This is a genomic window from Salmonella sp. 2020_1395, from assembly GCF_043848115.1.
Taxonomy (GTDB): domain Bacteria; phylum Pseudomonadota; class Gammaproteobacteria; order Enterobacterales; family Enterobacteriaceae; genus Salmonella; species Salmonella enterica.
On record NZ_JBCMFH010000004.1, the window covers coordinates 40,970 to 60,449 of the forward strand.

20 protein-coding genes are annotated in these 19,480 nt (G+C 48.6%); 9 read left to right on the forward strand and 11 right to left on the reverse strand.

Annotated elements, in window-relative coordinates; all coding sequences use genetic code 11:
- Positions 1-82: 82 nt before the first annotated feature.
- On the forward strand, positions 83-1,114 hold the full coding sequence (locus ACH0WD_RS07475) for a mechanosensitive ion channel family protein (RefSeq protein WP_000493664.1): 1,032 nt from the start codon (positions 83-85) through the stop codon (positions 1,112-1,114).
- An 81-nt stretch (positions 1,115-1,195) separates the two neighbouring features.
- Here ACH0WD_RS07475 and ACH0WD_RS07480 read toward each other — a convergent pair whose 3' ends face one another.
- Positions 1,196-1,798 carry a helix-turn-helix domain-containing protein gene (locus ACH0WD_RS07480; protein WP_000163362.1) on the reverse strand — a complete coding sequence of 201 codons (603 nt, stop codon included), beginning with the start codon at positions 1,796-1,798 and terminating at the stop codon, positions 1,196-1,198.
- A gap of 43 nt (positions 1,799-1,841) precedes the next feature.
- Between ACH0WD_RS07480 and ACH0WD_RS07485 the strand changes: the two genes are divergently transcribed.
- Entirely contained in the window at positions 1,842-2,528 is a 687-nt protein-coding gene (locus tag ACH0WD_RS07485; RefSeq protein WP_000097251.1) for a B3/4 domain-containing protein, read from the forward strand.
- A 27-nt stretch (positions 2,529-2,555) separates the two neighbouring features.
- The gene (locus tag ACH0WD_RS07490; protein ID WP_000051811.1) at positions 2,556-2,894 is read left to right on the forward strand and encodes an antibiotic biosynthesis monooxygenase; all 339 of its coding nucleotides are present in this window, start codon (positions 2,556-2,558) and stop codon (positions 2,892-2,894) included.
- 104 nt (positions 2,895-2,998) lie between these two features.
- Here the strand turns inward: ACH0WD_RS07490 and ACH0WD_RS07495 are convergent, their stop codons facing one another.
- The 4 genes from ACH0WD_RS07495 to zirU form a co-directional block, all read right to left on the reverse strand.
- On the reverse strand, positions 2,999-3,556 hold the full coding sequence (locus ACH0WD_RS07495) for a redoxin family protein (protein ID WP_001062621.1): 558 nt from the start codon (positions 3,554-3,556) through the stop codon (positions 2,999-3,001).
- A gap of 98 nt (positions 3,557-3,654) precedes the next feature.
- Entirely contained in the window at positions 3,655-4,485 is an 831-nt protein-coding gene (gene zirS, locus ACH0WD_RS07500) for a two-partner-like secretion system exoprotein ZirS (protein WP_023785376.1), read from the reverse strand.
- A gap of 20 nt (positions 4,486-4,505) precedes the next feature.
- Positions 4,506-6,488 carry a two-partner secretion translocator ZirT gene (gene zirT, locus ACH0WD_RS07505; protein WP_000232026.1) on the reverse strand — a complete coding sequence of 661 codons (1,983 nt, stop codon included), beginning with the start codon at positions 6,486-6,488 and terminating at the stop codon, positions 4,506-4,508.
- A gap of 74 nt (positions 6,489-6,562) precedes the next feature.
- Positions 6,563-7,408: a two-partner-like secretion system exoprotein ZirU gene (zirU, locus tag ACH0WD_RS07510; protein WP_000273688.1), complete on the reverse strand. Its 846-nt coding sequence runs from the start codon at positions 7,406-7,408 to the stop codon at positions 6,563-6,565.
- A gap of 293 nt (positions 7,409-7,701) precedes the next feature.
- Between zirU and ACH0WD_RS07515 the strand changes: the two genes are divergently transcribed.
- Both ACH0WD_RS07515 and ACH0WD_RS07520 read left to right on the forward strand, forming a co-directional pair.
- Positions 7,702-8,559: a GyrI-like domain-containing protein gene (locus ACH0WD_RS07515; RefSeq protein WP_077905754.1), complete on the forward strand. Its 858-nt coding sequence runs from the start codon at positions 7,702-7,704 to the stop codon at positions 8,557-8,559.
- A gap of 390 nt (positions 8,560-8,949) precedes the next feature.
- Positions 8,950-10,059, forward strand: coding sequence for a hypothetical protein (locus tag ACH0WD_RS07520; protein WP_000275496.1), 1,110 nt, complete (start codon positions 8,950-8,952; stop codon positions 10,057-10,059).
- A gap of 213 nt (positions 10,060-10,272) precedes the next feature.
- On the opposite strand, the gene ACH0WD_RS07525 is transcribed toward ACH0WD_RS07520, so the two are convergent.
- Entirely contained in the window at positions 10,273-10,509 is a 237-nt protein-coding gene (locus ACH0WD_RS07525) for a YgdI/YgdR family lipoprotein (protein ID WP_001168017.1), read from the reverse strand.
- A 128-nt stretch (positions 10,510-10,637) separates the two neighbouring features.
- Positions 10,638-11,228: a TetR/AcrR family transcriptional regulator gene (locus tag ACH0WD_RS07530; protein ID WP_000208470.1), complete on the reverse strand. Its 591-nt coding sequence runs from the start codon at positions 11,226-11,228 to the stop codon at positions 10,638-10,640.
- A gap of 77 nt (positions 11,229-11,305) precedes the next feature.
- Between ACH0WD_RS07530 and bdcA the strand changes: the two genes are divergently transcribed.
- Positions 11,306-12,019 carry an SDR family oxidoreductase gene (gene bdcA / locus ACH0WD_RS07535; RefSeq protein WP_000171957.1) on the forward strand — a complete coding sequence of 238 codons (714 nt, stop codon included), beginning with the start codon at positions 11,306-11,308 and terminating at the stop codon, positions 12,017-12,019.
- Positions 12,020-12,109: 90 nt separating this feature from the next.
- Here bdcA and ACH0WD_RS07540 read toward each other — a convergent pair whose 3' ends face one another.
- Together ACH0WD_RS07540 and ACH0WD_RS07545 are read right to left on the reverse strand one after the other, a co-directional pair.
- On the reverse strand, positions 12,110-12,979 hold the full coding sequence (locus ACH0WD_RS07540; protein ID WP_000456771.1) for an aldo/keto reductase: 870 nt from the start codon (positions 12,977-12,979) through the stop codon (positions 12,110-12,112).
- A 275-nt stretch (positions 12,980-13,254) separates the two neighbouring features.
- Positions 13,255-14,160, reverse strand: a complete 906-nt coding sequence (locus ACH0WD_RS07545) for a LysR family transcriptional regulator (RefSeq protein ID WP_000359204.1) — start codon at positions 14,158-14,160, stop codon at positions 13,255-13,257.
- Positions 14,161-14,278: 118 nt separating this feature from the next.
- Between ACH0WD_RS07545 and ACH0WD_RS07550 the strand changes: the two genes are divergently transcribed.
- Positions 14,279-15,208 (forward strand): aromatic alcohol reductase, encoded by a 930-nt coding sequence (locus ACH0WD_RS07550; protein WP_000814346.1) that lies wholly within the window; start codon positions 14,279-14,281, stop codon positions 15,206-15,208.
- 96 nt (positions 15,209-15,304) lie between these two features.
- On the opposite strand, the gene ACH0WD_RS07555 is transcribed toward ACH0WD_RS07550, so the two are convergent.
- Positions 15,305-16,918, reverse strand: coding sequence for an ABC transporter substrate-binding protein (locus ACH0WD_RS07555; protein WP_001216561.1), 1,614 nt, complete (start codon positions 16,916-16,918; stop codon positions 15,305-15,307).
- Positions 16,919-17,107: 189 nt separating this feature from the next.
- Here ACH0WD_RS07555 and mpaA point away from each other — a divergent pair, with 189 nt between their 5' ends.
- A complete protein-coding gene (mpaA, locus tag ACH0WD_RS07560) occupies positions 17,108-17,836 on the forward strand; it encodes a murein tripeptide amidase MpaA (RefSeq protein ID WP_000219108.1) in 729 nt (242 codons plus the stop codon).
- On the opposite strand, the gene ycjG is transcribed toward mpaA, so the two are convergent.
- A complete protein-coding gene (gene ycjG, locus ACH0WD_RS07565) occupies positions 17,811-18,776 on the reverse strand; it encodes an L-Ala-D/L-Glu epimerase (RefSeq protein ID WP_001258076.1) in 966 nt (321 codons plus the stop codon). The two genes, mpaA and ycjG, sit on opposite strands and share 26 nt — an antisense overlap.
- Before the next feature lie 115 nt (positions 18,777-18,891).
- On the opposite strand from ycjG, the gene tpx reads away from it, so the two are divergent.
- Positions 18,892-19,398, forward strand: coding sequence for a thiol peroxidase (gene tpx / locus ACH0WD_RS07570; protein WP_000084401.1), 507 nt, complete (start codon positions 18,892-18,894; stop codon positions 19,396-19,398).
- Positions 19,399-19,480: the final 82 nt, after the last annotated feature.

Genomic DNA, 19,480 nt, shown 5'->3' on the forward strand with positions numbered 1-19,480 from the left:
GATCTACGCGTTTATCCTGGGTAAAATACCTGTTAATCAGGTCATTCTGAGCTGTTATCGTAGGAAGGAGCGGAAAACAATAATGTTCACTGAATTTTTTCTCAAAAACGCATTTAATCTGGCGATACTTTTCAGTTGCGGTATGGCGTTGCTGGTCGTGAGATTTTGGCTCAGCCGTAACGTACAGTGGAAGAAAGGATTCACGTTCCATGCGGCACAGTTTTTTATTTACGCGATTATTATTGGAACCATCGGGAGCATCCTGAATAATGCTATTGAAGATTATAATTTGCGTTTTATCTCTTCCGGGGTCATTGATTTTATCTGCACCTCGCTCATTGCGCTTATTCTGACGATAAAACTTTTCCTGATTATTAACCAATTTGAAAAAGCACAGGTCAATAAAGGTAGAGATGTCACCAGTACCCGTATTCTGGCACGGGTCATAAAAATAACCATTATTGTCGCGATTGTCTTACTGTATGGCGAACATTTTGGCATGAGTCTGTCCGGTCTGCTGACCTTTGGCGGTATCGGCGGTATCGCTGTTGGTATGGCGGGCAAAGATGTCCTGAGCAATTTTTTCTCCGGTATTATGCTCTATTTCGATCGCCCCTTCAGTATCGGAGACTGGATTCGTTCTCCTGACAGAAATATCGAAGGTACGGTCGCCGAAATCGGCTGGCGAATTACGCGAATTAACACATTCGACCACCGCCCGTTGTACGTGCCTAATTCCGTCTTTTCATCCATTAGCGTTGAGAATCCGGGACGGATGACCAACCGTCGAATAAAAACGGTTATTGGATTACGTTACGAAGATGCCGACAAAATTGGCCTCATTGTTGACGCTATCAGAAACATGCTGCAGGCGCACAGAGATATCGATCAGAAACAGACGCTGTTGGTCTATTTTAATGAATTCGCCGACTCTTCGCTGAATATTATGGTGTATTGCTTTACCAAAACAACAGTATGGCAGGAATGGCTTGCCGTACAGCAGGATGTTTACCTGAAAATTATTGCGATTATCCAGGAAAACGGCGCTGACTTCGCCTTCCCAAGCCAGACGCTCTATATCGATGACCCGGAGGCCGCGCCTGCGACAAAATAAAAGATAGCCGGTGCCCGATAACGCTTATCGGGCACCGAGGCTTCCCTGTCCGGATGACGGGTTGTTAGCGCCTTACGGTGATCAACGGCTCTTTTCATTCACCGTCATGGTAAATTCAAGCACCTCATTAGTGTCGTTAACGTAGGCATGAGGCATGTCGGTTCTGGCTACAGCGGAGCAGCCCTCCCGAATAATAAAGCGTCTACCATTGACTGTTAATGTCAGTGTTCCCTGATTAACAAACAGTAATTCACAGGTGTCTGCCGGATGCCCTGCCGATTCAAACTGTTCACCAGGATGCATTATCCATTGCCAGAGTTCCAGCATATCCGGCCCGCTGGTTCCCGCCATCAGTTTTGCGCTGCCGCCTTTCTCGCCGCGCCACAACACCGGAATAGCATCCCGGTCGATAAGATGGACCATCGGCTCGCTGGCGACGTTGACAACATCCGCCACGGACACTCCCATTGCCGCCGCGATCTTACATAACAGCGCAATGCTTGGATTGGCTTTACAGCCTTCAATTTCCACCAGCATTCCTTTACTGACGCCGGAACGCCGCGCAAGCTCATCCAGCGATATCTTTTTTTGGCTACGAAATTGTTTGATACGTTGGGAAACAGCTGCATTTATTGTGCTGACGTCGGCGCCCGCCGTGGTCGATAAGTTGACTTTTTTGGTCATTGGTCGATATCATAGAAGAAAATAGTCATTACAGGATTATGCGATGTCTTCTATGTTACCGTCAATCAGCCCGGAACTGGCCCGTATCGCTCCCGGCTTTCGTGCATTAAGTATTAATGTTATTGCCGCTCCGATTCGCGATGCGCAGGTCGGAGAAATCGCGCTAAAAGAGGCCTGTCAGGCCGTAATTAACGGCCAACCGGCGTGGGCACAGGCGCATATAGACGCCTGGAATGCAGTGTTTAAAGCATTCGGCGCAAAACCAAAGCGCACCCCCTGCTCGGCTGAAGCGCTACGAAAACGCGTGTTGAAGGATGGAACAATGGCGTCGCTGGACCCGGTCGTTGATCTTTATAACGCGGTGAGCCTGCGCTATGCCGTACCGGTAGGCGGCGAAAATAGCGCGGCTTATTGTGGATCGCCGCGGCTGGTTTTCGCAGACGGTAGTGAAACATTTGATACCCTGAAAGAAGGACAACCCGCCACCGAGTCGCCAGAACCGGGCGAAGTTATCTGGCGCGATGACAGAGGCGTCACCTGTCGGCGCTGGAACTGGCGTCAGGGAGTACGTACCCGACTAAGCGCTTCAGATAAAACGATGTGGTTTATCCTTGAAAGCTTGCCGGAAATGCCGGTTGATGAATTGTACGCGGCAGGAAACATGCTGACTGACGGCCTTGAAAAAATGATGCCAGGTTTACGTTTTGAATCCACGTTGATAGGTGTTTGATTGATATTGCGTAACAGGAGAAATACCATGTCGCTGTTTCTGACAAGTTTTATTTTCGAAAAAAAAGAGTACGACGAAGAGTTTTATCAACTGGATGGCTGGATTGAGCGCTATACGCAGTCTATTGATGGCTATATTGGGATGGAAAGCTATACCGATGCCGCCAGCGGAAGAATGGTTAATAATTATTACTGGCAGACCCGCGAATCAATGGAGCTATTGATAAATAATTTACAGCACCAGCAGGCCAAATCACAAAGTCATAAGTGGCTTTCCGGTTACCAGACGATTATTGCAGAAATTCAGGGGTGCCATAACGTTAACCTGCCCCATCCGCTGGCATCATTTTCAGTTCCTAATGCGTGATGCAATAGTATATGTATTAAATGTGGGGCACACAGGAGGATGCCTGCGCCCCTGCATTGCCGGTTATTCGGTTCTCTGTGCAGGGACGGTGCTGATATAAGTGATTAGTAAACAGGAAGATGAGTGATATCTCGTGGTACAATAACACGCGTAACCACATTATTTTCATCGCACTCTATCAACGCTCTGGCAAAAATACTGAGCTCATTAATTTTCAGCCCGGAATTATCCAAAAACTGGCGGCAAGCGTAGTCAGAAACAAAGGTTATGCCGGGATGAATATCATGTTCCCGAATAAAACGGGCCTGAGCAAATGGCGTATCCATACTCAGCACATATACCGCCCGGTTTGAGTGGCTACCCGCTGATTTAAGGCGGTCACTATAGTCTTTTACCTGCCATTCACAAACCGGCGTATCCAGTGACGGGACGACAATAATCCGCTTTTTTATCCCCGGGATACAGTAACCCGGTAATAAATTATGGCTCACCAGCCCCTTTGTGCAGGGTAATGGTTCGCCTTCAGCCAGTATACCGGGTTTGAGGGTCAGTTGCGTTTTGCCAAAGGTGACAGCGTGTTCCTGACCCAATGAGATATAATCTTGTGTTGTTGCTGGTGTCATAAAAACTTCTCCTTTTAACGTTTGTATTATTTTAGCCATAATAATTATTTAGCAATCCGCTAAAAAACCAGGTGAACATCCATAATAAGATGATGGTGATAAAAAGAATTATATTAGACATAATAATTAATATAGTTTTATAGTCTTCCTCTGATGGAAATTTCTTTCGTGAAACTCATTGCATATTGAAAAGATATGTCAATACGTTCATTACTATGCCCACGATAGGTTATAACTTGTGTATATTTACCTGGAACATTTTCTTTCTTAAGAGGGCCATAATCCCATAAGCCTTTTAAATTTTCACGCGCTACAGTCTTATTAATGTGAACTTCATTTACAGGATTCCCGTCGATATCCTTAACAATAGTTGTGATGGTGGCACTTTCACCCGGCGATAATACAGACTTATCTATACTCATAACTGTTAAATCTGGGCTTGGCATATTAGATATAGTTTCTGTTTCAATATACTGGAACTCAGATACCGATGGCACAGGCGTGTACCCTGACGCTGAAGCCATATCCGTTTCATTATAAATTTCTAGTTTAATCTTTGAACCCCGATGTTCCTTTTGGATATTAAATTTATGCTCACATGGCTTTTCACGTTTAAGTATATGCTGAGAGTTATCTTTATTGATCTGATAATACGTACATACTGTAGTAAAAGTTTCCGCAGACTGATAGTTATTATCCGGATCTCTGATGCCTACATTTCTGGCATTCCTCGCAATAGTCATTCCCGGAAAAGGTGTATACTTTTCAATAGAAAAGCCAAGTCCATTAAACTGCAATTCGTAGGTATCACGAGGTGTTCCAGGCCTGTGCCCAACGCTCGGCGCCGTAGGAGGAGAAAACATCCCGACGGTTGCCGCGGACGTTGTTGGCGAATCCGCCAAGACGCTTATCGGCGCAGCCGCCAGAAGCAGGCTATAGATAATAAGATTATGTTTCGACATACACACTGTTGATCCTTTTTAAAACATTAATTCGCATCAGATGCTGCGGTAGAACTCTTGGCATTTTCTTTATCAGAAATAATTCTGACGCGGATATATTTATTCTGAAGCGATTCCCCATTAAGACTATAAGGAAGAAGCCAGGTGGCCTTTGTCGCCCCCGGTACGGATTGCCAGGATTTCATTTCATCCGAGATTTCCCACTGATAATTAAACGCATCAGTACAGTCCGTGTTATTTACACAAAGCGTTCTGGCTCGCATTTCTGTTCCGACGACTGGCGCAGTAACGCTTCCGTTGGCTTCTTCAGTACCCGGCGTAAAAAGCACCTCCACAGAAGTGACCTTCTGCGCAATACTGTCTGACTGCGCTTGTAGTAGTACGGTACCCTTCACCGGATGTTTATCGTCTGGTCCGCTTGCTTCAATATGTAATTTGAGCGAGCGGGCATCATCGCCGATATGGGTCACCAGAACCCGTTCAACCCAATGGCCGTCACGCTCTCTACCACCGAGCGCTTTAAATGCCAGACCCGGCGTATCTGATTGATACTTAATATGACGTGGTTTGAGCGATGCCCACTCCTCTTCAGAACGCTCGCGCACGTAGTGCCACTCAATAACCTCCCCCTCTTCTCCGGCAGGAAGCGGCGTACTGATAACAAAGTTGCCGTCCTCAACCTGAACATCGTCATTGATAACATTTATCCATGAACGGAAACTGGTCTCATCCTGTGTCACCCTTACCGGGATACGCTCGGAGGTCACGCGAGTACCCCGACTGTCAGTCACCGTTAAATAAAGGCTATACTCCTGACCGTCGGTCGCCGTCAGCGGAAGTTGTGGAAGGATAAGGCCGCTGCCCAGACTCCCCTGAAGCTGGAGTCCGGCGAGAAGTTCCGCATCACCCGACCACTCAACTTTCTCAATCGGGTAACGGCTATCTACCGCCGCCATTAATGTCACCAGCGTCCCGGACAGGCCTGAAACCGGCATTGCCGTAATGCGGATTTTACTGGCCTGCTCCCGATACGCCATGACGATATCGTAATTACGATCGACAAAGGCATGCCGGTTAGTCGTATTCGACGGCGCCCCAACGTTGCGGTAATCAAGCTGTTCATGTAACGGCGTACCGAAGGAATAGTTGACTCTCAGACCGCCCTCTGCCTGCGATCCGCCGTTACCGGCGTCCCGATATCCTGCTCTGACCTCAAGCAAGGGGACAGGATTCCAGACCAGAGCCGCACCTGCGGCGCGGGGATTCCGGCTTAATGTACCGTTACCCAATAGATCAACTTTATCCCCGTAATACTGTTCATATGTCAGCTCTCCACTGAACCAGGGAAAATCGGGGAGCGTGCCTTTTGTTCGCAGATCAAAGCCATATGCCGGACGCTCATCATGTAATTCATGCGCTGCTGACATTTTCCAGCCGGTGAGAGGGAAATAATAGTTGCCGGAAAAGGCCAGACTGTCTTTATAGACTTCCCCGCCAATGCCGCCACGCAAGTGGGAATAACGGATGTCGGCATCCAGAAACGTATTGACGCCGAGCAGCCATCCATTGACCTCCTGGCGGTAACCCATACCAACGTTAACATAGGTGCGGCCATCGAAACTGCTGTTGTCGTGGTCGCGAAAGCCAAGCTGACCAAAGAGTAAAGACGATGTTGTTTCCTGGACGGGAATAAACATATCGAACTCTGATGAGCGATATTTCGCGCCATCTTCAAGATTGACGCCACCACGGAAAATAATCTCCGGAAAAGCGCTCTTTATCCCCTCGTTCACCAGATGATTAGCGGCTTGCCCTGGTAACGCCTTTATTTTTCCTTTGGCATAATCTTCCAGTGTCCCCTCCTGCAGATGCGGAGAAATAGACGATGCCGTCCCCGCAATCCACGACTGAATTTCATTATCGCTATCAGCGATAACCGGGAGTGAAAGCTGACTGCTAACAATGGCCCAGGTTATATATTTAGTAATAGGTTTTTTAGAAAAAACCACTTTATTGCCTCCTGCTATACCCACCTGCCTGGCAGGGGGAGTATTTAAATAAGATGTTTATTTAGCGATAACCATCAGCGACGGATAGCGCGTTTATTCTCCGGCGTGGCTTTCGTCGTTTTAGGCGTAACGTGGACACGGAACAGTTTATTCTGCTCAGTTCCCTTAATAATATATTTATGCTTTTCAGCGTTGGTATTATTCAGATCGGTGAACTTATCTGGTGTCCCGGCATCCGCCATCTGCCAGGTAAAGTTATAATTACTGACCTCACACTCAGCCGCCGCTGTGGCGGCACATTCCAGTACCGCTTCAAGGGTGCCGCCTACCACTGGAGTGTTGGCGTCATTGGTACCGTTGAGTTCTGGAGTTGGCTTGTTGTTTTCGTTCACGACTTTGATAGTGACAGAACGTAGCTTATTAGAAATCGTACCGTCTGCGGCGGAGTCGCCGCCCACCCCAGAAGATGCAGAAGTTAATAAGACAGTGGCAGGCAAGAATGCACTATCCGGCGTCCCCGTTGCCGTCTTAATCCGGTAAACGATTTTAATTTTTTTACCGCCTGCATCAGCAGGAATGGTAAAAGCCGTCCCGGTTGCCTCCGGAGTTCCAGAAGGATCGGCAGCCTCATTATCCACCAGGTACCATTTAATATCGTCGGCATTATTCATTTTATCCAGCGATAAGGGATCTCCATCCTCATCCTCAATAAAAACATCCGCTATCTGGAGGGTTGAACCGGTCGTCAGTTCCCCAGACACTTCTATTTTTTTTGTATCCTTGGTTACCACAGGACGGTGACCAACAGAAGCAGGTGTAGCAGAAGAAGCCATATCATTGGCTCTGGTATTCGCCACCGCCTCTACTGAGACCACGGATGCACAAATCGCTAACGCTAATAAAGATCTTTTGAAGTACAAAACAATTCCCTTTTATTAAATCATTAGAAATAATTACGAGATTTATAATCTCACGGGCTAAAAATTCAGGGTTATTCAATCATTTTAACCGCCTGTGAAATTATGCCCTTCGCCATGCCAATTACTTAGCTTTACTGGCAAAAGCCGATCTTCAAGTGTAAAGTTTATTCAGAAACGTCAAGCAATTTAAATCTTTCTTGTTTTGCCAGAAAAGCTAACAACCACCCACCAGTTTAATTACACAGTATGTCAAACACCTTAAATGTTTATATTTTCGGCTTCAATAAAGAGGAATGATGATGAAAAAAGCCATAATAATCTCAGTATTAGAGCAAATAGAAAAAAATCTTGAAGAGAGGATTGATATTGAAAAGCTGGTTGTTATAACAGGTTATTCGCGAAGGAGTTTGCAGGATTTTTTTAAAGAAAAGTGTGGCGTCTCTATCGGAAAATATATCAGACAACGCAAGTTGAGCAGAAGCGCCACTCTGCTAAAGCTGACCTCTCAGTCGGTCACAGATATCGCGTTCAGAATGGGGTTTGATTCGGTGCAGTCCTATAGTCGAGAGTTCAAAAAAACATTTGGCGTCAATCCCAATAACTATCGCAAGGCTGATTTCTGGGATCTCAGAAACCTACGGCCTCCTTACTGGCTTGACTGTGATGAGCATTATCAGTTCGAAATTTGTCAGCTTACGTCAAAAGAAATTTTCGGATTTCAAACATCTCATCAGATCGCAACAAATGACCTTCCTAAAAAAGCGTCGCCTATAAAATGGAAAATCATTCATGAGACGCTCAGAACGTGGGGCGAAAATGTGTATTGTCTCTCGTCTTTTAAGCCGGATAATACCAAAGACCAAGTCATCGCCGTAAGCAGTTTTTTTGGTATGGAACATAATTCCGTCAATGGAGGCAAAATCCCCATGTCGAGGGTAATAAAATGTGGTAAATATGCAAAATTCCATTTCGTTGGTCATAAGGAACAATATCAACAATTTTCCAATACAATATATATGTGTATATTGCCAAAACTGAATCTTATCAGGAGAGAAGGAGAAGATATTGAATACTTCCATTTGGCATCCGTCCAAAAGCAACAGAATAATGAATCCATTGTCGATCTTTATTATTACATCCCTGTACTGTAATGACTTCGTACCATCCACGCATTTCATCTGAAAAGTCTTCTCTTTTCAGAACGGTAATAAAACTCTCAGTATTGATTCTGGTAAAATAAGTGACTATTAATATAGTTAACGTTTTGAAAGGATTGAAAAAAATAAATTGCGTGCACGCGACACCGGAGACAGATTTCTGACAGTACTGTACGGTGTAGTGATCAGGTAATATTGGCTACAGTTTACGGTAAAAGCAAAGTCCATACTTTAACTATTAATAGGAGTATGCTGGCCGGGCGGCTTGCGGGGCCTTCATGCTCCCACATTTACAATGTTGGTATGATTACATTCTCTCTATACTTTACTGTGCTAACCTTTTATCTCGTTGAGATAACGTTTAATTAAAATGCTCTCTTTTTGATGTACATTATAAGAGGAGACATTATTCATATTTTCGAAATCAGGGCAGACGATATGTATACAACCATCAGAAACACAGCGCTAGCAATGGTAGCTTGTTTTTCGTATATCGCACATGCCAGTACCCACCCTCCTCTTATTATCACCAGGGGAGCCGGAGGAGACGCCTCCGGAGCCACAGTCATTCATGATAATTGGCGGCATGGCACTCCTGACCTGGTCAATCTTACCGATATCCCCATAGATAAAATCAGACCAGAAAAATACAGTTGCGTACTGATTATTGGGCAAGGAGCTATAAAAGAGGTGCTTCTTGCGAACAATGCCTCAGCAATACTTTCCGGAAAAACGGTTGGTCTGTATAGTCATCTGATCGATCAGAACACGCTCAGATTACTTCGGCAATTGCAGAACAAAGTGAGATTCAATCTCTTTTTTACCCGCTCACAGATAACTCTACTAAAACTAAGGAACATTTCAGAATATAATTTTTTGAGTTCTAAAGTAAATAATGTCTGGGGACAAGACTCACTAGCAATTGAAACAGTGGCACCTGACAGGGGTAATATACCGGAAAAAGCGCTTCCCCTCAAAACAACGGATTATGTGATCTGGCTGGGTGGAAACTATACTACCTCTTCTGGTACGCAGCGTATCTTCACAAACGATCAGATTGTTGTAGCCCTGAAACCACTACATAATGTTATTTCACCAAATGCATCGATTGCTATTATGCTTTCACCACGTTTTTTTGATAATAGCATGAGTAAAGAAGCAAAAGTTAAACGACTGAAGGCAGTGCTTAACACCTTTTCGCGAAACAGGGTCACATTTTATATGAGTAAGGAGATGCTTGCTAATCTGAAAGAATTTGATTTGCCTGTTCAACTATCCCCTTCTTACGCAGAGCTGATGCGAATGCCCTGGGCCAGCGCTACCCAGCATTTTGCCTCTGTGGATCAATATAACCTGTTTGCTGATCTCATACCTAAAGTCACGCCGTTTCTTCTTGAACCGAATGATGCCGATCAAGCTCTCTATGCGACGGATTATCTTAATACCCGGCGTGTAAGTCTGACCCAAAATATTCTTAACCATGGTTGTGACTAAATAAAACGCGCAGAATCCGGGATAGTTAGCAATCCAAAACAGACCGTTAGCCATGAGTACTGTTTATCTTCACTATACAGGGAACAACCAAATAACTGACAACACAAATCAAGCCGAGACCCGGAATTCGGCTATACAGGCGCTCTATTCAATTCAGGCCCAGAAACAGTCCGGTACCCATACTGGACACGGCCTCCCAACTGCTTTAGCGCATTACCAGTCCAGCTTCGATGCGCCTTCTGTCGTCTGCACTATTTCACTGGTTTTAATAACGCGATGATAACCATAAACATCAGCGTATTTCGTCATTCCGGTTGCGGTGTCAACCTCCGGCTTACCCTGCGTTTCAATAATCTCTCCCGTCCGGGTCGTCATGGTATAGGTCGTTGTACATCCGGCTAGCATCAACACTGATAAGCTAAGTACCGTAATAAGACTACATTTTTGCATTTCTCGTTTCCCTGGCACCTCTATTTTTGATGTACTTTACCGAATACCGCAACGGCAAGATGGATGATTAGGGCTATTGCTCCCTGTTTGTCCGTATCTGACTGGCTCAGGTTTTTTGATGCGCTGCGTTAATCCGGCAGTAATCGCTCCAGCACATCCCCAGCCAGAAGCACGCTCTCCTGAAGACGCTCCAGGCCATACCCCGCTCGCGCCTTGGCGGAAAGCCCCGCCATTAGCGTCCCCATAAAGTCCGTCGTCCGGTCAGCCTCTTGCGGATACCGCATGGCGACATAAGTGCGAATCAGGTTTTCAGCAGCGATGTAAAACTCGCAGGCGGCCTCTCGTGCCGGTTTATCGTTACAATGTGCGCCCTCCAGAACCAGACACCCAGTGGCATCAGGATCGGCAGCGTAACGTCTTGCCGCTTCCATCAGCACATCGATAAGGCACTTCGCGGTCGGGTGATCGTGACGCAGAAGCGCCCCGAGCGGAATCGCGTCGGTCATCCTGTAACGCTTTAATACGCGAGTATACAGCCCCAGCTTGCTGCCAAACGCCGCATAGAAACTGGGAGGATTGATCCCGAACGCTTTTGTCAGATCCGCTACGCTCACCGCGTCGTAGCCGCGCGAATGAAATAAGTGTTGAGCGGTTTCAATGGCTTGCTCCGGATCGAACTGGCGAGGGCGACCCGGCGTTCGGCTATGTTTTGTAGTCATCACTACATAACTCCTTGACGGCATGATTTCATTACGCATATTGTAGTGGCTACTACAATATCATAAAGGACATCCTGATGACGCTATTTCGCAACAAATCTGTACTGGTTTTAGGGGGAAGTCGTGGTATCGGCGCGGCTATTGTACGACGCTTTAGCGCTGACGGCGCATCGGTCGTTTTCAGCTACGCCGGATCGCGTGAAGCCGCCGAAAAACTGGCAGCGGAAACCGGAAGCATCGCCATCCAGACGGATAGCGCCGATCGGGATGCCGTCATCAGCCTCGTGCGTGAGTACGGACCGCTGGATATTCTGGTCGTCAATGCGGGCGTGGCTCTCTTCGGCGATGCGCTGGAACAAGATAGCGATGCGATAGATCGTTTGTTCCGTATTAATATCCATGCGCCTTACCATGCGTCAGTCGAAGCAGCCCGCAATATGCCGGAAGGTGGACGCATTATTATTATCGGTTCCGTGAATGGCGATCGGATGCCCGTACCGGGAATGGCCGCGTACGCCGCCAGTAAATCAGCCCTGCAAGGGCTGGCGCGCGGCCTGGCCCGTGATTTTGGCCCCCGCGGGATTACGATAAATGTGGTGCAGCCAGGTCCCATTGATACCGACATCAATCCGGAAGATGGCCCCATGAAAGAGCTGATGCACAGTTTCATGGCGATCAAACGACACGGAAGACCTGAAGAAGTGGCTGGAATGGTGGCATGGCTTGCCGGTCCGGAAGCCTCTTTCGTCACCGGCGCGATGCACACCATCGATGGTGCCTTCGGCGCCTGACGGCCAGGCGAATATCACACGGTTGCCGTCTACGCTCCGGCAACCATGTTAGAAGCTGTTCATGCGAGAAAACATCCGCAAGCGCCGGGATCAATCGTGGATTTTAACGCCAAGACAACCGCGAACAAATTCAGGGTTAAAATGCTTCACCGCTTCGCCAACGTAGCCTAAATCAAGGGCGTTGATTTGAGCCATTTCGTTATCCGTTAGTGAGAAATCCCAGATGGCAAAGTTCTCTTCAATACGTTCCTGTCGAGTGGATTTAGGAATAACCGTGACGCCACGCTGCACGTTCCAACGCAGGACAACCTGCGCGATGGTTTTTTGATGGGCATCGGCAATCCTTTGAAGCATTTCATTTTCATACGGTTTATGTCTCCCGCCGCCTAACGGCGCCCACGCTTCAGGCTGAACGTTATAATGCTTCATGGTTTCCAGCGCGGCGGGTTGTGCAAAGTATGGATGCAATTCGACCTGGTTTACCATTGGCGTAATTCTGACGGTTTCACAGAAGTTGGCTAACACATGCGCATAGAAGTTGGACACGCCAATGGCTTTTAGTTTACCGGCTTCATAAGCGTCTTCCAGCGCGCGCCACGCACTAAAATAATCGCCCATTGCCTGATGCAATAAATAGAGATCAAAATAATCTAACCCGGATTTTTTCAGCGACGCTTCAATACCTGCTTTGGCCAGATCGTAGTTAGCCATATCTTGCACCCACAGTTTAGAAGTAATAAATAACTCCTCACGGGTACACAGGCCTGTCGCGATGGCTTCACGAACAGCGTCACCAACGGCATCTTCATTGCCGTATACCGCAGCGGTATCGATAAGACGATAACCGCTGCGAATAGCGCTTAACACTGACTGCTGACATTCTTCTTTGTCGGTTACCTTAAAAACGCCAAAACCCACCATAGGCATTTTAAGGTTGTTACTTAATATTGAATATTCCACGCTAAAGCACCCTTTCGTCGTAAAGACGCCATGATAAGAGCAAAATACAGGTACAATGAGTATTGTTAAATCCGATTATATTTATACAAAAAATTCATTAATAACAGTTGTACAGATTTTTTATTGCATCCAAACGTTCAGTGCTTGCTATATCCTCTCCGTGTAGCACCCTGTTTGATAATGACTTTTCTTATGTGTCAAAACCAGTACCGTCATTTTGACCGTCTGTGAAAAAGTTTTCTGAACAGGCAATGCGATATCCGGAATAATATTTTTTAGCAAAGAGGCTCCGGCTGGCTCAGCGCCGTTTTGCACCAGTCATAAAAAGCGCGTACCGCAGGCGGCAGAAACCTGTTTTGCGGATAGACCAGCGCAAGCGGCAAATCGTAAGAATGGTTGTCCATGCAGGTCACCAGCGCCCCGCTGTGCAGATACGGCGCAACCAGATAGCTGGCGACGCGAATTAACCCCAGCCCCTGTATTCCGGCCTGAATATAAGCGTCCGTATCATCGACAACCAGCGTCTCCTGCACCCGCATCGCGTAATCCTCCCCCTCACGCGTAAAAAACCAGTCGGTGGTACGCCCGGTGCGGTGGTTCAGGTAGCCGACCGCATGGTGTTTTTGCAGATCATCTAAATTTTCAGGGCTACCGTAACGCTCAATGTAAGTGGGCGATGCTGCTATCACCCAGTTAAAACTGGCGAGCGGACGGGCAACCAGCGTGGTGGAATCATCGATCCTGCCGGCCCGAATCACGCAGTCATACCCTTGCAGGATAATATCCTCCACGCTATCGCTGGAACAAAGTATCAGCTCCAGCTCCGGATACTGGCGCAAAAAGGCCGGGAGCGTGGGAATAATGCAATGTCGGGCGAGAGATTGCGGCATCCCCACTTTAAAACGCCCTTTGGGTTGTGCCGCCCGGCCGGGAAATGACGACTCCATGGCCGCGATATCTGCCAGCACTCTTTTGCACTCTTCGTAGTAACGCCGCCCCTCTGCGGTCACGCTAAGTTTGCGGGTTGTACGTTGCAAAAGCTGAATCTTAAGCCAGGATTCCAGTTCTTTAACCACCCGCGATACCGTTGAGCGCGGCACGCCCAGCACTTCGGCGGCTCTGATAAAACTATGGGTATCCACTACGCAAACATAGACCTGCATCGCTTCCAGCTTGTCCATTTTCCCCCCGCCAATTATCCCATTTATCAGAACAGTCTAACCCGTCTTCGGCGTCTTATCGAACGCAGATCCCTGACGTAATCTCTATCTACAGGTGAATCAACACAGAGAGGTGCAAATGAAACAATCCAATAATCAGGTGGGTGAAAAAGTATTGGTGCTGGGCGCGGGACAACTGGGGGCGTCAGTGCTGGCGTCGTTGGTTCCGGCGGTCACACAGCGTAATGGTTCCGTTTGCGTTATTGTGTCAGGGCGATCCAGGGATAAACAGAGCAAACGACGTTCCAGCATTCATCAACAACTGGCGGATGCCGGTGCGCGGTTTATCCCGGTCGACATCGCAGACAGTTCGGTTGCAGCGTTAAAAGATCAATTCCACGGTTTTGATACGATCATCAATTGTATGGGGTTTGTCGCCGGTGCGGGTACCCAGATAAAAATCACCCGCGCGGTACTGGAGGCGGGCGTTAAGCGCTATTTCCCCTGGCAGTTTGGCGTAAATTACGATGTGGTCGGCAAAGGCAGCGGCCAGCCGGTGTGGGACGAACAATATGACGTCAGGACGCTTTTGCGCGAGCAAAACGTCACGGAGTGGGTGATTGTTTCAACAGGTATATTTACCTCTTTTCTCTTCGAACCGGCCTTTGGTGTGGTCAACTTAGCCAAAAAAACCATCAATGCCCTCGGCGGATGGGAAAGGCAGGTCACCGTCACGTCGCCTGCGGATATTGGTCGCCTGACCACTGAAATTTATCTGCATCAGCCGCGTATCACTAACGAAGTCGTCTTTGTTGCGGGGGAAACGACCTCTTATGCAAAACTGGCGGAAACGGTCGAACGCGTGACGCAGCAAAACTTTACCCGAGGTGTATTGACGCTACCTGACTTACAGGAGCAACTCCGTTTACATCCGCATGACCCAATGCTGCGCTATCGCGTCGCCTTCGCGCGTGGTGACGGTATGTGGTGGCCGATGAGTGACACCTGGAATGCACAACATCATCTGCCGACACAGGATATTGCCGCCTGGCTGAAAACACAGCAATGAGAACGGCGGCATCAGGCGCTCGCTTAATCCCCATGCCTTCTGCCAGCATCAGGCGGCGGGCGTGGTTACCTTGAGTTAACAAGAAACCAGTACGCATCAGTGCTTCACAATATACATCGTACGGCTATAGGCCACATCTTCCGGGTTAGTAATGGGATATCCCTTTACCCACGGTTTAATTAACCGGCCATTGGTATACTGATAAATAGGCGCTATAGGCGCTTGTTCCGTTAAAATTTTCTCCGCTGCATTGTAATCCGCGTTACGCGCTTCGGCGGTATTTTCCATCGTCGCTTGCGTCAGGATTTTGTCATAAGTCGGATTAGTAAAGCGTGAAATATTCCCCGTATGCGTGGACGTTAATAAGGATAAGAAAGTCGACGGTTCGTTGTAATCACCCACCCAGGAGGCGCGAATAACATCAAAATTACCGGTATTCCGGCTGTCGATATACGTTTTCCACTCCTGGTTTTGCAATTTCACATCCACCCCCAGATTTTTCTTCCACATTGACGCCACCGCAATCGCGATTTTCTGATGGTTTTCTGAGGTATTGTAAAGCAGAGTTAATTTAAGCGGCTTCTGCGATCCGTAGCCTGCTGCACGCAGCAATGTTTTCGCCTGGGCGTTAAGTTCTTCCTGGCTCATTTGTTCAAACGGTGAAGGATCGGGCTTAAATCCTGCCGTGACATCCGGTGTAAAATGCCAGGCCGGTTTTTCACCGGTACCTAAGACTTTTTCCGCCATCAAACGGCGATCAATGGTCATACTTAGCGCCAGACGAACGCGGGAATCCGCCGTCGGCCCTTTCTGCGTATTAAACGCATAATAATAAGTCCCTAATTGCGGCGGCGTATAAACTTGCCCTGGAATATCCTTCAATAATTTCTGGTACATATTTTTAGGGAAAGATTCGGTGATATCAATATCACCGGCAAGATAACGTTTCGTCGCAGCCGACTCCTGGTTAATGGGTAAAAATGTCACTTTTTGCAGTACCGTTTTCGCGTTATCCCAGTAATGCGTATTAGGCACGACCACCAGTTTTTCATTTACCACGCGCTCTTTAAGCACATACGCGCCATTGCCGATCAGTTTTCCCGGCTTCATCCAGTCTTTGCCGCTTTCGACATTCGCTTTTTGGACCGGATAAAAGGCAAAACTGGCGGTCAGACTGGCAAACCAGGGCAACGGCTTGTCAAGCTGAATACGCAAAGTGTGCGCGTCCACGGCACTGACGCCAAGCTGATCCGGCGTAACTTTACCGTCGATAATGGCTTGCGCATTAGTGATGCCAGCCAGAGCGGCAAACCAGGCGAAGGGGGAAAGCGTTTTGGGATCAACGAGACGTTGCCAGCTATAGACAAAATCCTGGGCGGTCACCGGCGTTCCATCGGCCCATTGCGCATTATCCCGCAACGTAAACGTCCAGATACGATTATCATTGCTCTTCCACTGGCTGGCGACGCCAGGGATAATTTCACCCTTTTCGTTCTGGTTAACCAGCCCTTCAAACAGATCGCGGATCACCTGAATTTCAGGCAGCCCAACGGCTTTCGCTGGATCTAACGAAGCGGGCTCATCTTTGATATGACGCACCAGTTCTTGTTTTTCTGCCAGTACCGTTCCGCCGGGAACATCCGCAGCATATGCCAGGGAAAAGCTGCTAACCAACAGCGCACAACAGGTTACTGAAACAGAATGCCTCATAGAAGTTCCTCAAAGATGAGTTAAATGACAACGTAATTATTTGTTTCAGCAGAAAGAAATGCAATTATCTTCCGCCAGAAAGTTGATATCGCGCCATACAAGAGGGTAAATAGAAACCATTTGATAATCGGCGGGTTTTACACAACACTACGATGATTACCCTACTGGTCTCAGCTTCGGGAAACGCGTATGACTGTCACCCGCCCCCGTGCCGAGCGCGGCGCATTTCCGCCAGGCACTGAACATTATGGACGTTCGCTACTAGGCGCGCCGCTAATCTGGTTTCCGGCGCCTGCCGCCAATCGCGAAAGCGGCCTGATACTGGCTGGCACCCACGGAGATGAAACCTCATCCGTGGTGACGCTCTCCTGTGCGTTACGCACCTTAAATCCAACCCTTCGCCGTCATCATGTCGTACTTGCCGTTAATCCTGATGGCTGTCAACTGGGGTTAAGGGCAAATGCGAATGGCATTGATCTAAACCGTAACTTTCCCGCCGCCAACTGGAAAGCGGGTGAGACAGTTTATCGCTGGAATAGCCGCGCGCAAGAGCGTGATGTCGTGCTGCTAACCGGCGACCATCCCGGCTCAGAACCGGAAACCCAGGCGCTTTGCCAGTTAATTCATCGACTCCAACCCGCCTGGGTCGTCTCTTTTCACGATCCCCTGGCCTGCATTGAAGATCCACGTCGCAGCGAGCTAGGCGAGTGGCTGGCCGATGCGTTTGCGTTGCCGCTGGTGACCAGCGTAGGTTACGAAACGCCCGGTTCGTTTGGCAGCTGGTGCGCCGACCTCAACCTGCACTGCATTACCGCCGAGTTTCCCCCTGTTTCCGCCGATGAAGCCAGCGAAAAATACTTGCTGGCGATGTCGAATCTGCTCCGCTGGCATCCTAAAGATGGAGTTGACCCGTCGTAAAGCGTAGCGCGGGCTCAACATCAACCGCCAGCCATGTTGGGCCATCAAGATCGGCGAAGCTCACCTGCGGCATAAGCGGCAGCGCGGCGCTAATCGCTCTTGATGTACAGAGCATACAGCCCAGCATCAGGCCGAATCCTTGCTCCCGCGCCTCCGTTGCCAGCGCCAGCGCCTCAGTCAGACCGCCGGTTTTATCCAGCTTAATGTTGATCATATCGTAGCGCCCCGTCAGGGCTTTCAGACTACTGCGAGTATGGCAGCTCTCATCTGCACAGATGGGCAACGGATGAATAAAATTTTCCAGGGCGGCGTCATCCTGCGCGGGCAGCGGTTGCTCCAGCATCGCGACATTCAGATCCGCCAGTAACTGGCAACGCGCCGCCAGCCCTTCTGGGCGCCACGATTCATTGGCGTCCACAATGAGCGTCGCCTCCGGCACCGCCGAGCGGATCGCCACCATACGTTCGCTAATCAGACGAGCATCGAGTTTAATTTTCAGCAACGTCGCCCCTTTTTCCCATAGTGCCGCCGCACTGGCAGCCATCTGTTCCGGCGTACCTATCACTACCGTTTGCGCGGTAGTAAAAACCGGGGACAGCGTCACGCCGAGCAGCCCGGCAAGGCTTTGCTGCCGCTGGCGGGCCTGCAAATCCCATAAGGCGCTATCCACCGCGTTGCGCGCCGCGCCTGCCGGCAACAGTTTCTGCAATGCTTCGCGAGTCAGCCCGTTTTCCAACTGAGGCACAATACTCATGATTTGCGCCATGACCGAGGCATCACTTTCACCATAACGTGGATATGGCGTACATTCCCCGATGCCTTTTACGCCCTCTTCTTCCAGTTCGACAACGACAACATGCGCTTCGCTTCGGCTACCACGCGCAATAACAAAAGGCGTATGTAACGGCCAGGTTTCCTCATATACCTTAACAGATCTCATCTCTTCCCCTCTGATAGCGCCGGACGCGGCTTGCTACAAATAGTATTTGCCGTGTTAATGAATAATGACTTAAACTGGATTTCGACGTTAACTATAAGTAAATAGGAACATAATTATGTCACAGACTGTACATTTCCAGGGTAACCCGGTCACCGTTGCCAACGTTATTCCGCAGGCTGGTAGCAAAGCACAGGCTTTTACTCTTGTCGCAAAAGATTTGTCTGACGTTTCCCTCAGCCAATATGCAGGCAAACGCAAAGTGCTGAATATTTTCCCAAGCATTGATACTGGCGTATGCGCCGCATCAGTTCGTAAGTTTAATCAACTGGCCACAGAAGTGGAGAATACCGTCGTATTGTGCGTTTCTGCTGACCTGCCTTTTGCACAGTCGCGTTTTTGCGGCGCGGAAGGCCTGAGCAACGTTATTACGCTTTCCACTCTGCGTAATAACGAGTTTCTGAAAAACTACGGCGTCGAAATCGTTGACGGCCCGCTGAAAGGTTTGGCGGCGCGCGCAGTCATCGTGCTTGACGAAAACGACAACGTTATTTTCAGCCAGTTGGTGGATGAAATCACCCACGAGCCGGATTACGACGCCGCGCTTAATGTCCTGAAGGCATAAGCCAGCGCCTGCTGGCGCTACGTTTGTCAGTGCTACAGGCGGTGCTCTTTTGTCACAAGAAGGCCTCTATCCGGAGGCCTTC

Coding starts and splice junctions, on each gene's coding strand:
- ACH0WD_RS07475 (WP_000493664.1), top strand. CDS start 83: ATGTTCACTGAATTTTTTCTCAAAAACGCATTTAATCTGGCGATACTT.
- ACH0WD_RS07480 (WP_000163362.1), bottom strand. CDS start 1,798: ATGACCAAAAAAGTCAACTTATCGACCACGGCGGGCGCCGACGTCAGC.
- ACH0WD_RS07485 (WP_000097251.1), top strand. CDS start 1,842: ATGTCTTCTATGTTACCGTCAATCAGCCCGGAACTGGCCCGTATCGCT.
- ACH0WD_RS07490 (WP_000051811.1), top strand. CDS start 2,556: ATGTCGCTGTTTCTGACAAGTTTTATTTTCGAAAAAAAAGAGTACGAC.
- ACH0WD_RS07495 (WP_001062621.1), bottom strand. CDS start 3,556: ATGGCTAAAATAATACAAACGTTAAAAGGAGAAGTTTTTATGACACCA.
- ACH0WD_RS07515 (WP_077905754.1), top strand. CDS start 7,702: ATGATGATGAAAAAAGCCATAATAATCTCAGTATTAGAGCAAATAGAA.
- ACH0WD_RS07520 (WP_000275496.1), top strand. CDS start 8,950: ATGTACATTATAAGAGGAGACATTATTCATATTTTCGAAATCAGGGCA.
- ACH0WD_RS07525 (WP_001168017.1), bottom strand. CDS start 10,509: ATGCAAAAATGTAGTCTTATTACGGTACTTAGCTTATCAGTGTTGATG.
- ACH0WD_RS07530 (WP_000208470.1), bottom strand. CDS start 11,228: ATGACTACAAAACATAGCCGAACGCCGGGTCGCCCTCGCCAGTTCGAT.
- bdcA (WP_000171957.1), top strand. CDS start 11,306: ATGACGCTATTTCGCAACAAATCTGTACTGGTTTTAGGGGGAAGTCGT.
- ACH0WD_RS07545 (WP_000359204.1), bottom strand. CDS start 14,160: ATGGACAAGCTGGAAGCGATGCAGGTCTATGTTTGCGTAGTGGATACC.
- ACH0WD_RS07550 (WP_000814346.1), top strand. CDS start 14,279: ATGAAACAATCCAATAATCAGGTGGGTGAAAAAGTATTGGTGCTGGGC.
- ACH0WD_RS07555 (WP_001216561.1), bottom strand. CDS start 16,918: ATGAGGCATTCTGTTTCAGTAACCTGTTGTGCGCTGTTGGTTAGCAGC.
- mpaA (WP_000219108.1), top strand. CDS start 17,108: ATGACTGTCACCCGCCCCCGTGCCGAGCGCGGCGCATTTCCGCCAGGC.
- ycjG (WP_001258076.1), bottom strand. CDS start 18,776: ATGAGATCTGTTAAGGTATATGAGGAAACCTGGCCGTTACATACGCCT.
- tpx (WP_000084401.1), top strand. CDS start 18,892: ATGTCACAGACTGTACATTTCCAGGGTAACCCGGTCACCGTTGCCAAC.